This is a genomic window from Bradyrhizobium sp. USDA 4538, assembly GCF_024171045.1.
Taxonomy (GTDB): domain Bacteria; phylum Pseudomonadota; class Alphaproteobacteria; order Rhizobiales; family Xanthobacteraceae; genus Bradyrhizobium; species Bradyrhizobium australafricanum.
On sequence record NZ_JALJZE010000001.1, the window covers coordinates 6,097,936 to 6,110,996 of the forward strand.

At 65.7% G+C, this 13,061-nt stretch carries 11 protein-coding genes; 4 read left to right on the forward strand and 7 right to left on the reverse strand.

Annotated elements, in window-relative coordinates; translation table 11 throughout:
* Nucleotides 1–108: 108 nt before the first annotated feature.
* The 3 genes from J2R78_RS27615 to J2R78_RS27625 form a co-directional block, all read right to left on the reverse strand.
* Nucleotides 109–801 carry an OmpA family protein gene (locus J2R78_RS27615; protein ID WP_076824165.1) on the reverse strand — a complete coding sequence of 231 codons (693 nt, stop codon included), beginning with the start codon at nucleotides 799–801 and terminating at the stop codon, nucleotides 109–111.
* On the reverse strand, nucleotides 798–1,211 hold the full coding sequence (locus J2R78_RS27620; RefSeq protein WP_057015016.1) for a hypothetical protein: 414 nt from the start codon (nucleotides 1,209–1,211) through the stop codon (nucleotides 798–800). The genes J2R78_RS27615 and J2R78_RS27620 overlap by 4 nt, the downstream gene beginning before the upstream one ends.
* 90 nt (nucleotides 1,212–1,301) lie before the next feature.
* Nucleotides 1,302–3,893: an ATP-dependent helicase gene (locus J2R78_RS27625; protein WP_253607572.1), complete on the reverse strand. Its 2,592-nt coding sequence runs from the start codon at nucleotides 3,891–3,893 to the stop codon at nucleotides 1,302–1,304.
* A gap of 292 nt (nucleotides 3,894–4,185) precedes the next feature.
* Here J2R78_RS27625 and J2R78_RS27630 point away from each other — a divergent pair, with 292 nt between their 5' ends.
* On the forward strand, nucleotides 4,186–4,359 hold the full coding sequence (locus tag J2R78_RS27630) for a DUF1328 domain-containing protein (RefSeq protein WP_016846258.1): 174 nt from the start codon (nucleotides 4,186–4,188) through the stop codon (nucleotides 4,357–4,359).
* Nucleotides 4,360–4,401: 42 nt separating this feature from the next.
* Here the strand turns inward: J2R78_RS27630 and J2R78_RS27635 are convergent, their stop codons facing one another.
* Nucleotides 4,402–4,890: a thioesterase family protein gene (locus J2R78_RS27635; protein WP_253609925.1), complete on the reverse strand. Its 489-nt coding sequence runs from the start codon at nucleotides 4,888–4,890 to the stop codon at nucleotides 4,402–4,404.
* Between the two features lie 160 nt (nucleotides 4,891–5,050).
* Here J2R78_RS27635 and J2R78_RS27640 point away from each other — a divergent pair, with 160 nt between their 5' ends.
* The 3 genes from J2R78_RS27640 to J2R78_RS27650 all read left to right on the forward strand — a co-directional run bounded on the left by J2R78_RS27640 (nucleotide 5,051) and on the right by J2R78_RS27650 (nucleotide 8,653).
* Nucleotides 5,051–6,475 carry an FAD-binding oxidoreductase gene (locus tag J2R78_RS27640; RefSeq protein ID WP_253607573.1) on the forward strand — a complete coding sequence of 475 codons (1,425 nt, stop codon included), beginning with the start codon at nucleotides 5,051–5,053 and terminating at the stop codon, nucleotides 6,473–6,475.
* Nucleotides 6,476–6,611: 136 nt separating this feature from the next.
* The gene (locus tag J2R78_RS27645; protein ID WP_253607574.1) at nucleotides 6,612–8,024 is read left to right on the forward strand and encodes a Spy/CpxP family protein refolding chaperone; all 1,413 of its coding nucleotides are present in this window, start codon (nucleotides 6,612–6,614) and stop codon (nucleotides 8,022–8,024) included.
* Between the two features lie 236 nt (nucleotides 8,025–8,260).
* Nucleotides 8,261–8,653, forward strand: coding sequence for a hypothetical protein (locus J2R78_RS27650; RefSeq protein WP_028332513.1), 393 nt, complete (start codon nucleotides 8,261–8,263; stop codon nucleotides 8,651–8,653).
* A gap of 309 nt (nucleotides 8,654–8,962) precedes the next feature.
* Here the strand turns inward: J2R78_RS27650 and J2R78_RS27655 are convergent, their stop codons facing one another.
* The 3 genes from J2R78_RS27655 to J2R78_RS27665 all read right to left on the reverse strand — a co-directional run bounded on the left by J2R78_RS27655 (nucleotide 8,963) and on the right by J2R78_RS27665 (nucleotide 12,918).
* Nucleotides 8,963–10,651, reverse strand: a complete 1,689-nt coding sequence (locus tag J2R78_RS27655; RefSeq protein WP_253607576.1) for a SulP family inorganic anion transporter — start codon at nucleotides 10,649–10,651, stop codon at nucleotides 8,963–8,965.
* A gap of 91 nt (nucleotides 10,652–10,742) precedes the next feature.
* On the reverse strand, nucleotides 10,743–11,474 hold the full coding sequence (locus tag J2R78_RS27660) for a cytochrome c biogenesis CcdA family protein (RefSeq protein ID WP_253607577.1): 732 nt from the start codon (nucleotides 11,472–11,474) through the stop codon (nucleotides 10,743–10,745).
* A 205-nt stretch (nucleotides 11,475–11,679) separates the two neighbouring features.
* Nucleotides 11,680–12,918 carry an IS30 family transposase gene (locus J2R78_RS27665; protein ID WP_253607578.1) on the reverse strand — a complete coding sequence of 413 codons (1,239 nt, stop codon included), beginning with the start codon at nucleotides 12,916–12,918 and terminating at the stop codon, nucleotides 11,680–11,682.
* Between the last annotated feature and the right edge of the window lie 143 nt (nucleotides 12,919–13,061).

The window sequence follows — 13,061 nt, forward strand, 5'->3', positions numbered from 1 at the left end:
CAGCGGTAATCTTCTATTATCCCGAAATCGTGGAGGCGCCGCTCGCCCCGGGGACATCGTATACGGGCGGGAGGGGACGCAGTTCCGACGCCCCGATATTCAATCCAATCAGTGCTTCTTGGCTGATTTCGCCGGCTTCTTGGCGGCGGCCGTCGGGGCAGGGTGCGCGGGCGGCGCGCTGTCGGCGACCTTCGCGACCAGCATGATCTGCACCTGGTTGTTGACCGGCGCGTTGGGTTTGGTCGGGTCGAGCAACTGCTCCTCGCCGAGCCCGACCGACTGCAGGCGCTTCGCGGTGATCTTGAAGGTGTTGACCAGGATGTCGCGGATCGCGTCGGCGCGCCGCTGGCTCAGCAGCACATTGTTCTCGCGTCGTCCGGTCGATTCGATGTGGCCGACGATCAGGAAGGTGTAGGGCAGCAGCGAGGAGTGCGTCAGCGCATCGGCGATCCGCCCGACCGTCTGATACGACTCCGGCAGCACGATCGGCGTGTCGACGTCGAACGCGATGTCGACGTTAAACGTCGGCAGCTTGGTCAGGTCGGGAGCGATCGGCGGCCGCTTCGAGGGCGGTGGCTCGTTCTTCGATCGCGACTTCGATCGTTCGGCCACCTGCTGGCGCAGCGCAGGGACATCGACCTCGGCATCTGTCTCAAAATGATTGAGCTTGGCGATGACGTCGTCGCGTGTGATGGCGGTCTGCGCCGGCGCTGGCGCAATCGACATCGCCAGCAAAGCCAGCGTGCCCAGCAGGGCCAAAAGGCCAGGATCGCGCAAGCCTCGCCTCGACAGCCGCATCATTGATACCCCGCGTCATTGATCGCCTGGGTGCAATTGCGGCTGAGGCCCTTGGCGCTGACGAGGCAGGGCACCGACTTGCTGGTCTCCTTGGTCGAGCCGCCGCAGACCTTGACGATCTCGCGGGTGCAGGCATTCGCAACGGTGACGCGCGCCGCGATCCGCTTCTGGATCGCATCGAGGGTGGAGAAGTAGCTCTCCTTGCACTGCGGCGAGATCACGTCGCGGTTGCGCGACAGGCATTCCTTGAGGCGGTTGGAGTCGAGATTGACGCCGCGGCAGTTCGCGGTGATGTCTGCGCCGCAGGCCTTGGCGAGCTGGGCTGCCGAATCGCCAAAGCTCATCGTCTCCGCGACCGCCAGCGACGGCGCGGTGAGCGCGATGACAAAAAGGAAAAACCTCCCCCGGACCATGGATCCATCTCAACCCATGAAATCAACTGGGGTCAAGGGCTACCAACAGAGAAGACCGCCAAAGAAGGTCGCCAAAGAAAGGTCGCTATGTCACACCCGTTGCACAAAGCTGTCGACCACCTTCTTCTCGCCGGCCTTTTCGAAGGCGATGGTCAGCTTGTTGCCGTCGATCTTCACCACATGGCCGTAGCCGAATTTCTGGTGAAATACCCGGTCGTCCAGCGAAAAATCCGACGTTGTGCCGGTGGACTTCGCCACCAGCTCGCCCTCGATCACGACAGGGCCGCGCTTGGTGCGATTGAAGCTTTCAGAGGAAAAGGAGGATTGCCGCTCCTCGAAGCCGCTGCCGCTACGGCCCCCGCCGCCGCGGTTGCGGTTGGCCTGGGCGCGCTGCCAGCCCGGGGTCGAATAGCTCGAGCCGAATGATTCGAGGTTGTCGAAGCGCGAGGCGCCATAGCCGCCGCTGCCGCCCCAGCCCGATCCGCCCTTGGATTCGGTGATTTCGACATTGTGCGCCGGCAGCTCGTCGAGGAAGCGCGAGGGGATCGTGGTCGACCAGGTGCCATGGATGCGGCGGTTGGTGGCGAAATAGATCTTGGCGCGGCGGCGCGCCCGGGTCAGCCCGACATGGGCGAGGCGGCGCTCCTCCTCGAGCCCGGCGCGGCCCTGTTCGTCCAGCGTGCGCTGGCTCGGAAACAGGCCTTCCTCCCAGCCCGGCAGGAACACGTTGTCGAATTCCAAGCCCTTGGCCGAATGCAGCGTCATCAGCGACACCGCCTCGTCGCCGGCCTCGCCGTCGCGGTCCATCACCAGCGAGATATGTTCGAGAAACCCTTGCAGGTTCTCGAATTCCTCCATCGAACGCACCAGCTCCTTGAGGTTCTCCAGCCGGCCCGCGGCATCAGCCGAGCGGTCCTTCTGCCACATCTCGGTGTAGCCGCTCTCGTCGAGCACGATCTCGGCGAGCTCGGTATGCGAGGTGACCTCGCGCTGGGCGCGCCAGCGGTCGAACTGCATGACGAGATCGCGCAAGGAGCCGCGCGCCTTCGGCTTCAGCTCGTCGGTCTCGACCACGGCGCGCGCCGCCTCGAACAGCGGAATGCGGCGCTTGCGGGCATGGTCGTGCAGCAGCTGCACGGTGGCGTCGCCGAGCCCCCGCTTGGGCACGTTGACGATGCGCTCGAAGGCGAGATCGTCGGCCGGCGAATTGATGGTGCGCAAATAGGCCAGCGCATCGCGGATTTCGGCGCGCTCATAGAATCGGGGGCCGCCGATCACGCGGTAGGGCAGGCCGAGCGTGACGAAGCGGTCTTCGAACTCGCGCATCTGGAACGAGGCGCGCACCAGGATGGCGACGTCGTTGAGGTTCTCGCCCGCGCGCTGCAGTTCCTCGAGCTCCTCGCCGATCGCGCGCGCTTCCTCTTCCGAATCCCAGGAGCCGGTGACGGTGACCTTCTCACCGTCGACATCCTCGGTGCGCAGCGTCTTGCCGAGCCGGCCTTCATTATGCGCGATCAGATGCGAGGCCGCGGCCAGAATGTGGCCGGTGGAGCGGTAATTGCGCTCGAGGCGGATGACCCTGGCGCCGGGGAAATCGTGCTCGAAGCGCAGGATGTTGTCGACCTCGGCGCCGCGCCAGCCATAGATCGACTGGTCGTCGTCGCCGACGCAGCAGATGTTCTTGAGGGGTTGTTGCGTGGTGACGTTTTCCTCGTCATTCCGGGGCGCACCGCCAGGTGCGAACCCGGAATCTTGAGTTGAGTCCTCATTGCTTCGGGATTCCGGGTTCGCCTCTTCGAGGCGCCCCGGAATGACTGGCGCGTTGGTTGCTCCCGGAATGACGTCGGCAAGGCGTCGCTCCGGCCGCGACGGCGCCTGCGACAGCAGGCGCAGCCACAGATACTGCGCGACGTTGGTGTCCTGATATTCGTCGACCAGGATGAACTTGAAGCGGCTCTGGTACTGCCGCAGCACGTCTGGATTTTCGCGGAACAGCCTGATGTTCTCGAGCAGCAGGTCGCCGAAATCGGCCGCGTTGAGGATCTTCAACCGCTCCTGATAGGTCGCGTAGATCTTGCCGCCCTTGCCGTTGCCGAACGAGGCGGCTTCGCCCGCCGGCACCTGCGATGGCGACAGGCCGCGATTCTTCCAGCCATCGATCAGGCCGGCCAGCATCCGCGCTGGCCAGCGCTTGTCGTCGATGTTCTCGGCCTGCAGCAATTGCTTCAACAGCCGCACCTGGTCGTCGACGTCGAGCACCGTGAAGTTGGATTTCAGCTGCACCAGCTCGGCATGGATGCGCAGGATGCGGCCGCCGATCGAGTGGAAGGTGCCGAGCCACGGCATGCCCTCGACCGCCTGGCCGAGCATCTGCCCGAGCCGCAGCTTCATCTCGCGCGCCGCCTTGTTGGTGAAGGTCACCGACAGGATCTCGTGCGGCCGCGCGCGGCCTTGGCTCAGGATATGCGCGATGCGCGTGGTCAGCACGCGCGTCTTGCCGGTGCCGGCGCCGGCAAGCACCAGCACGGGGCCGTCGAGCGTCTCGACCGCCTCGCGCTGCTCCGGATTGAGGCCGCTCAGATATTGCGGACCGGCCGCCGCCCGCGCACGCGCGGCGATGCCGCCAGCCGCCGGCTGGTGCTCGGGAACGCCGTGATGGGGCAATTTGCTCGGCTCGGTCATTGGCGAATCGTCTCGGCCCCACGATGACACCGCAGGATGGTGAAGGGGAGCCTTCTTAACAGGGATTGAAGGCCATATAGGGCCTGATCGGCCGTTTTGACAGGTTTTATCGCGATCGACAGGAACGCTTTCGCCGGCAGCCCACCATCAATGCTGGTTCCGGAAATCAACGAAAATTTCGCGGTTTCACGCTCAGGAACCCGCGTTTCCCGGCCGGATTGTTTCAACGGGTGCGCGCCGGACGAAGGTCCGCGCCCGAGAAACAGCAAGGAAACGAAGCGGAGTTTTGATCATGCTGAGCTGGGTCGTCACGTTCCTGGTCATCGCCCTGATCGCGGGCATTTTGGGCTTTGGCGGCATCGCCGGCGCCTCCGTCGAAATCGCCAAGGCGATCTTCTTCATCGCCGTCATCCTGTTTCTGGTGTCGGCGGTGGTCGGATTGGTGCGCGGCCGCACAAGGGTCTAGCGAGGCCGCGAACCGGCGGCCGCTTCGCTTGAAAACGGCAAGTTATTTCGCCGAGGGCATCGCCACGTTGCGGCCGATGCCCTCGGGACGTGGTACACCCGCATAGCTGTCGACGACCGCGCGAGCGCGGGCGCGGATATCGGGCGGAAACGGCGCCACCTTGCGCGCCTCCATGTCGATGTGCAGCGTGAGGTTTTCCGAGGTCGCGGAGAGCCAGCCTTCGGTGGCATGGCGCAGCTCCTCGAACGTGTGCAGCCGCTTCTCGTCGGCGCCGAGCAGGTGGACGTGGACTTGCACGGGATCGCCGAGATGAATTTCCCTGAGATAGCGGACGTGGCACTCGGCGGTGAAGGTCGAGCACTGCCGCGCCTTCATGTAGGCCGGCCCGATGCCGAGCTGCAGCCACATCTCGTCGATGGCGCGGTCGAACATCACGTTGTAGTAGGCCATGTTGAGATGGCCGTTGTAGTCGATCCATTGCGGCTCGATCTGCATCACCGAGGATCTGAACGGGGCCGGCGGAAGCGGCATCTCGCTCGTGGCAGTCACTGAAGTCATGATCCATCCCCGGTTTGCTGGCGTTCGAGCATGAGCTTTTCTGTGACTCCGGCGTCCACTTTTTCAAGTCAGGCTCTCTTGACCCCTTATACAAGCTTTGCCACGGTCGGCTAAAGGTGGGAGGAAATTTGACGTGGCGACAACGATTTCGAGCACTGTGACGCGCCCTGAGCCGCAGGCCCTGAAGCGCGCGATCGACGCGCTGGCGGCGCGGTTCGGCAACCGGCTCGTCACGTCGCAGGCGGTGCGCGAACAGCACGCCCATACCACCACATGGCTGCCGACCCAGCCGCCGGATGCGGTCGTGATGGCGCAGGAAACCGCCGACATCCAGGACGTGGTGCGAATCTGCGCCGCCAATCGCGTGCCGGTCATCGCCTTCGGCACCGGAACCTCGCTCGAGGGGCAGGTCAACGCGCCCGCGGGCGGCATCTGCATCGATCTGCGCGACATGAACAAGGTGCTCGAGGTGCATGCCGAGGACCTCGACTGCGTGATCCAGCCCGGCGTGACGCGGAAGGCGCTCAACGAGCATCTGCGCGACCAGGGCCTGTTCTTTCCGATCGATCCCGGCGCCGATGCCTCGCTCGGCGGCATGACCTCGACCCGCGCCTCCGGCACCAACGCGGTGCGCTACGGCACCATGCGCGAGAACGTGCTGGCGTTGAAGGTGGTGCGCGGCGACGGCGAGATCATCACGACAGGCACGCGCGCCAAGAAGTCGTCGGCCGGTTACGACCTGACGCATCTGTTCGTCGGCGCCGAAGGCACGCTCGGCATCATCTCCGAACTGACCATCCGCCTGCGCGGCATTCCCGACACGATCGCGGCGGCGGCCTGTTCGTTCGAGACGGTGCGTGGCGCCTGCCAGGCCACGATCCTCGCGATCCAGACCGGCATTCCGGTCGCCCGGATCGAGCTGCTCAATGCCGCGCAGGTGAAAGCCTGCAACAGCTATTCGAAGCTGTCGCTGCCGGAGACGCCGCTGCTGCTGCTGGAATTCCACGGCAGCGAGGTCGAGGTCGCCGAGCAGTCGAAGAATTTCCGCGACATCGCCGCCGAATGCGGCGGCGGCGACTTCACCTGGACCACCAAGCCTGAAGACCGCACCAAGCTGTGGCAGGCCCGGCACGACGCCTACTGGTCGGTGAAGGCGCTGCGCCCCGGCGACAGCATCGGCGTGGTTGCGACCGACGTTTGCGTGCCGATCTCGCGGCTCGCCGACTGCGTCACCGAGACCGAGGAGGATCTGCAGCGGCTCAACCTGCTGTCGCCGATCGTCGGCCATGTCGGCGACGGCAATTTCCACTGCTCGCTGCTCTGCGACGTCAACGACAAGGGCGAGATGGCGCGCGGCGAGGAGTTCATGCACCGCCTGGTCGAGCGCGCCCAGGCCATGGACGGCACCTGCACCGGCGAGCACGGCATCGGCCAGGGCAAGCAGAAATACTTGCAGGCCGAGCTCGGCCCGGAGGCGCTCGACGCGATGCGGGCGCTGAAGCAGGCACTCGACCCGCAAAACATCTTCAATCCCGGAAAGATCGTCCCGGCCGCCTGAGGCGTCGTCACGCCGCGCAGCGTTCGCGAGCCCGCGCGCGGCGCGTGTTATACGCGGAACTTTTCCGCCCGCCCGGCGTCTCTCTTGTGCTGTGCTGTGTTGCCGCGACGTGTGTGGTGCGCGGAGGGAGGACGCCGTGATCGGACGGGCAATCGGAATTGCGGTCGTGGTGCTTGCGATGGCGCTGTCGGGTGACGCGATCGCCCGAGGCGGCGGCGGACACGGCGGCGGCCATGGCGGAGGACATGGTGGCGGCCATGGGCATGGTGGCGGCCATGGGCATGGTGGTGGCCACGGGCACGGCGGTGGCCATGGACGTGGCGGGCATGGCTTCGGCCACATGCATTTTGGCGGCGGCCATCATGGCGGGGTCGGCCGTTCGCACGCGATCTCGCGATCAGGCTTTGCCGGCCACGGCGCCTTCGCATCGCGCGGGGGCGGCAATTTCGGCCGGATGCGAAATGCCGCGATCGCACCAGGCCATATGCGCAATACGTTCAACTCGCTGTCGCGCAACGGCGCATTGCGCAACGGCGCATTGCGCAACGGCCGGCTGTTGAGCAACCCGGCGGCGCGCGCGCAGATCGCCGCGGCCGCGGCGCTCGCCGGCTGGCACGGCGGGGCGGTGGCCAACGGATGGTGGCAGCATCCCGGCGGCGGCTATGGCTGGGTCGGTCCGCTGTTCTGGCCGTTCGCGTACAATGACATCTACGACTACGCGATCTGGGGCGACGACATCGGATTCTGGGGCTACGGCTATCCGGATATCTATGCCGGCATCTTCGGGCCTTATGGGTATGACGATCTCAGGGGCTATCTGCCGGAGCGCCGGACGGGCCGCCGTTACCGCGGCGGCGGGCGCATCGAGCAAATGTGCGGCAATGACAGCCGTTCGGTCGCCGGCCTGCCGGTGGATCAGATCGCGGATACGGTGCAGCCGACCGAAGCGCAATCGGCGGCGCTCGGCGAACTCGGCAACGCGTCGCTCGCGGCTGCCCAGGTCATTCGCGCAGCATGTCCTGCGCAGGTGGTGTTGACGGCGCCGAACCGCCTCGCCGCCATGCAGCAGCGGATCGAAGCGATGGTCACCGCGGTCGGAATCGTGAAGCCTCCGCTGGACAAATTCTACGGCCTGCTCGATGACGAGCAGAAAGCGCGGCTCAACGCGCTCGCCGAGAACCAGCGCAAGGAAGCCGCGGCGCGCGATCCGAACGCGACGGTCGCCCAGAGCTGCGGCGCTGCGCAACCGGCGATGCAGGAATGGCCGACCGGCGAGATCGAGGCGCGGCTGCAGCTCAGCGACGCCCAGCGCGGTGCGCTTCAGGCGCTGCAGGATGCCAGCGCCGACGCCGCGCGGAAGCTGAAGGCCGCGTGCCAGACCAACGAGGCGATGACCCCGCCCGCACGCCTTGCCTTCGTTGCCAGGCGGCTCGACGTTATGCTGCAGTCGGTCAAGGACGTCCGCGCCGCGCTTGAGAATTTCTACGCCACGCTCAGCGATGAGCAAAAGGCGCAGTTCGAGGCGATCGGGCCGAAACGATCGGCTTAGAGCCTCGTCGGTTCGCGTGAAAACGCGGCAAGCGAAAACCCCGCAGCCTCGGCTCTGACGCAATCAGAACCGAAACGGGCTTTATTCCATGAGTTCGACATCAATTCGCGCGCGGATCGGCCGCGGGTGTGGCCGCCGGGCCATAGTGTGCACCTCTTGCTCGGCACCGAGTCGACTCTGCGGTTCACAGGTTGCGCCAAGGCCAGCTATGTTTGCCGTGCATTCAAGGTGCGGCGATGTGGTGGTTCAGCAAGGACGAGCACAAGGATATCTGGGACGATCCCGTCGCGCATCCGCTCGGCGACATCGAAGCTGCGCAGCGGATCCGTGCGATCTGCCGCGATGCCGCCGGCTGCGCCGAGGCGGTCGGCTCGCCCGACAAGCGCTCAGCGAAGAAGCAGCAGATCGAGCGTGATCGCTACGAGCGTGCCGCCAAGGTCGCGATGGAGACCGCGATGAAGATCTCCGACGAGTTGGTGCGGGATTCCGCGGTGCGCGAGATCGTCGGTCTCTGCATGAAGGCCAATAACATCAAGACGGGGCGGGCGCTGCTGCGCGCCATCCACGCGGGCTCGATCAAGGCGGAAGTTTTGAGGGAGCATCCGACGCTCGAGGGCGAGCAGGCCTGAGGTCGTCCGGTAGCCCGGATGGAGCGTAAGCGAAATCCGGGACGGTTCATCAACGCGCGAGAAATCCCGGATTGCGCTTCGCTTCATCCAGGCTATGCAGCTGAGTCGCCCTAAATTTGTAGCTCCGTCATTGCGAGGAGCATAGCGACGAAGCAATCCATGCTTCCGCATACGCCACACGATGGATTGCTTCGCTTTGCTCGCAATGACGGAGGATCGTGCGTAGCCCGCATGAGCGAAGCGATATGCGGGAACGGTTTCCCGGGTATCGCTTCGCTCATGCGGGCTACGGACTGATCTCACCAACCTCTACGCCTGTCCGCCGAGCGTGCGGACCGCTTCGTCGACGCTGCGGAAGACGTGGTCCCGCGGCAACACCTCGTAGAGACCGAAGCGCCCGAAGGCGTCCTGCGCGCGCTCGGATTCGAGCCGCGCCACCGCCACCGTCACGCCGTCATCGCGGCATTCGCGAAACAGGTCGCGCAGCGCCTGCGCCGCCGTGAAATCGATCTCGATCATGCCGCTGGCCTCGATCACCAGCAGCCGCGGGTTGGGTGTCGTCGCGCTGATGGTTTTGAGCACGCCGCTGTGGAAGCTTTCCGCGTTGAGGAACGACAGCGGCGCCTGCAGGCCGACGACGGCAATGCCGGGCGTGCGCTCGCCTGTGACGTGCGGGCCCGTCGGCCACCAGATCGTGGTGCCGGGCACATGGACGAATTCGGCAAGCTGGCCGCGCGTCGTGGTCCAGATGCCGTGCAGCAGTGACAAGGCGATGCCGACGGCGACGCCTTGCTCGATCGGCAGCACGATGATCGCGGCTGCGGTCGCCACCACCAGCAGGAATTCATAGAACGACTGACGGAAGATCGCGACGATCTGCTTCACGCGGATGATGCGCAGCGCCACGAACAGCAGGACCCCGCCGAGTGCCGCATCGGGCACGTGCTGCAGCAGCGTCGCGCCGAACGCGAGCAGCGCGAGCACGATGGCCGCGGCAAACAGCCCCGAGAGCTGCGTACGTCCGCCGGTCTCCGACACGATGCCGGTTCGCGGCGGACTGGCGTTGACCGGAAATGCGCCGAACAGTCCGGACAGCAGGCTGCCGGCACCGGCGCCGAGGAAGTCGCGATCGACGTCGGCCGGCTTGTCCGGATCGGACAGGAACGAGCGCGTCGTCGCCGCGGTCTGCACCATGATGACAACGGCGATCAGGATCGCCAGCGACAACAGCTTGATCCAGCGCTCCGGCGCGATGTCCGGAAACGATGGCGTCGGCAGCGTCCCGGGCACGGTGCCGACCACCTTGACGCCCTTGCTTTCGAGATGGCCGGCGATCACGGCGACGGTGGCCACGACAAGGCCGATGAGCGCGCCCGGAATGCGTGCGCTGATCTTCTCCGATCCGGCGACCAGCGCCAGCACGCCGAGGCCGATCGCCAGCGTGTAGAAATTGGTTTGACCGATCTTCTCGGTGAGCACCCCGAGCTTGTAGAGCGTCGGCCCGTCCGGCGTGGTCAGGCCGAGCACGCCGGGCAATTGCGAGACCAGGATGTGGACCGAGATGCCGGCAAGGAAGCCGACCGTCACCGGCGTCGACAGCAAATTGGCGATCCAGCCGAGCTTGAACAGGCTGCCGGCGATCATGATCGCGCCGACCATCAGCGCCAGCGCCATCGCCAGTGCCTGATAGTCCGGCGAGCCGGCGGTAGCCATCAGCGCGAGGCCGCCGGCGAAGATCGGCGTGATCGTGGAGTCGGCGCCGCAGGACAGGAAGCGGTTGGCACCGAACATCGCAAAGCCGAGCGAGCCGGCCATGAAGGCGAAGAAGCCGATCTGCGGCGAGAAGCCGCCGAGCCGCGCGGTCGCCATCTGCTCCGGGATCGCAATCGCGGCGAGCGTCAACCCGGCGATCAGGTCACCCGGCAGGTCGCTTGGCCGGAAGGCCCTGAGCGAACGGAAGATCGGCCAGCTGGCGCGTGTCTGACGATCCTGGCCCATCGGTGCCCCGTGAGGATTGCGGCGATTCCCCGATAGTCCGACATCGCGCGGCCAAAAGCCAGCCGACGGCAGCCTGCGCTGGCGCGCAGGCCTAGCCGATATTTTGCAGCGCCGGGAAGGTTTCCAGCAGCCAGACGCTGACGCTCGAGACTGCGCCGGTCAGGAAGCCGATGCCGGTGACCACCATCAGCACGCCCATCACCCGCTCGACGGTGTCGAGATGGCGCTTCATCCGCGCGAACAGCGAGGAGAAATGCTTGACCATGAAGGCCGCAAGCAGGAACGGGATGCCGAGCCCGGCGGAATAGACCGCGAGCAGGCCGGCGCCCTTCGTCACCGTGGCCTCGGCGGCCGCGATCGAGAGGATCGCGGCGAGGATCGGCCCGATGCATGGCGTCCAGCCGAAGGCGAAGGCCAGACCCATGACGTAGGCGCCCCACAGCCCGACCGGCTTCGGCGCGGTCAGCCGCCCCTCGCGCATCAGCAGGCCGATCCGGGTCACGCCGAGGAAGTGCAGGCCCATGATGATGATGACGATGCCCGCCAGGATCGAGAGCTCGGCCGACCAGGCGCGCACCAGCCCGCCGACGAAGGACGCGCTGGCGCCGAGCGCGACGAACACGGTGGAGAAGCCGAGCACGAACATCAGCGCCGCCGTCATCACCGCGCGCTTGGAGGCCGCGGTGGCGCCGTCCTGGTTGACCTGCTCGATGGTCGCGCCGGTCAAATAGATCAGATAGGGCGGCACCAGCGGCAGCACGCAGGGCGAGAGGAAGCTGACCAGACCGGCGATCAGGGCCGCCGGGATCGAGACGTCGTGCATCAATGAAACCTTCGCAGAATAGCGCTCCTGTCTTGGCGTCTACGCGGCCAACAATCCAGAAGTTTCGTCGTCGCAGCCTTCAACTATGGTCACAGGCCCGTGTGCGGGTCGACTCTCGTGGCGGGCGCGGAATGACGGCGAGGTGAGCACGCCGCGCGGCTCCCACTCTCGCAAGGGGCAGGGAACCCTTCTGGCGGTGCCTCGCTCACGCGCCAATCACTGATGCCCATTTTTGACCTGCAAGCGGCACCACACATTCGCTGTCGTCCCGGCCTAATGCGCAATTGCACACGGGGGTCGGGACCCATAACCACCGCTGAGCTAGGTTGCGCGACGCTGGAACGACGAGTCTCACCGACAACATCGGCCGCGGCGTATGGGTCCTGGCTTTCGCCGGGACGACGATTGGGATGTAGGTCGCGCCCCATATTCGATGTCGTCCTGGCGAAAGCCAGGAGGTGGATTCACATTCGAAGTGCAACACTTGAGCAAAGGACTCGGCGGGCGTGCGGTAGTCAAGGCATTTGCGCGGGGTGTTGTTGTAGGCGGCGATGAACTGGCGGAATCTGGCGGTCGAGAGGGTGACGAGATCCGTCTTGCGGGGAATCAAGCGGCGCATCCTGCCGATGGCGTTCTCGATGCCACCCTTCTGCCAGGGGGCATGGGGATCGCAGAAGAAGGTCGCGATCGAGAGGCGGTGCAGCGCCAGGTGACCGGCGAACTCGGTGCCGTTGTCGAAGGTAACGCTCTGGCGCAGCTCTTGTGGAAGGGGCGCGAAGAAGCCCACGAGATGGCGGGCGACACCGCGCGCGACCTTGCTGGCAAGGCGGATGCCGAGCAGCAGCCGCGAGGTGCGTTCGTGCACGGTCAGCACGGCCTGACCGTATTTCGAGAACATCATCAGGTCGGCCTCCCAGTGTCCGGGCACGCTGCGGTCGGCCACTTCGAGCGGCCGATTTGCCAAGGAAACACGGCCTTCGATGAAGCTTGCGGGGCTGCCGCCCCGCTTGCCGCGGCAGCCGCGCTTGCTCTTGGCGCGCGGCAGATAGCGCCGCCAGTTGAAGTCCGTGGTGCGCCTGAGTTGGCCATAGATGAAGCGGTAGATGGTCTCGTGGGAGATCACCTTGCGCCCGTGCTCGCGGGCCAGCCGGCCAGCGACCTGCTCGGGCGACCAGCCGCGGCGAAGGCGTTGCAACACCGCGCGGCGCAGGCCGGGCTCCCGTTCGAGGCGTCCGCCCGTCCAGCGCCGCGCTCGCATCTGGTGCTGGGCATAGCTCGGCTTGTAGCCGACCTGGCTCCCCCGATTGCGCCTCAGTTCCCGAGAGATCGTTGATGGCGAGCGATCCAGAGCTGCCGCGATTTGCCGGACCGAGCTGCCATTGGCCGATAGGCAGGCAATCTCGCATCGGTCGTCCAGAGAGAGCTGCTTGTAAGTCCGCCCCATGGCAACACCTCCTCAAGGAAGTGTTGCACTTCGTTTGTGAACTCAGGGGACCCATTACCCCAAATGTCAGGTTGCGCGACGCTGGGGCCATGATCCCGGTCACAACCACTTGCGGTGGTTATGGGTCCTGGCTTTCGCCCATA

Coding starts and splice junctions, on each gene's coding strand:
- J2R78_RS27660 (WP_253607577.1), bottom strand. CDS start 11,474: ATGCACGACGTCTCGATCCCGGCGGCCCTGATCGCCGGTCTGGTCAGC.
- J2R78_RS27615 (WP_076824165.1), bottom strand. CDS start 801: ATGATGCGGCTGTCGAGGCGAGGCTTGCGCGATCCTGGCCTTTTGGCC.
- J2R78_RS27655 (WP_253607576.1), bottom strand. CDS start 10,651: ATGGGCCAGGATCGTCAGACACGCGCCAGCTGGCCGATCTTCCGTTCG.
- J2R78_RS27625 (WP_253607572.1), bottom strand. CDS start 3,893: ATGACCGAGCCGAGCAAATTGCCCCATCACGGCGTTCCCGAGCACCAG.
- J2R78_RS27665 (WP_253607578.1), bottom strand. CDS start 12,918: ATGGGGCGGACTTACAAGCAGCTCTCTCTGGACGACCGATGCGAGATT.
- J2R78_RS27630 (WP_016846258.1), top strand. CDS start 4,186: ATGCTGAGCTGGGTCGTCACGTTCCTGGTCATCGCCCTGATCGCGGGC.
- J2R78_RS27650 (WP_028332513.1), top strand. CDS start 8,261: ATGTGGTGGTTCAGCAAGGACGAGCACAAGGATATCTGGGACGATCCC.
- J2R78_RS27620 (WP_057015016.1), bottom strand. CDS start 1,211: ATGGTCCGGGGGAGGTTTTTCCTTTTTGTCATCGCGCTCACCGCGCCG.
- J2R78_RS27635 (WP_253609925.1), bottom strand. CDS start 4,890: ATGCCGCTTCCGCCGGCCCCGTTCAGATCCTCGGTGATGCAGATCGAG.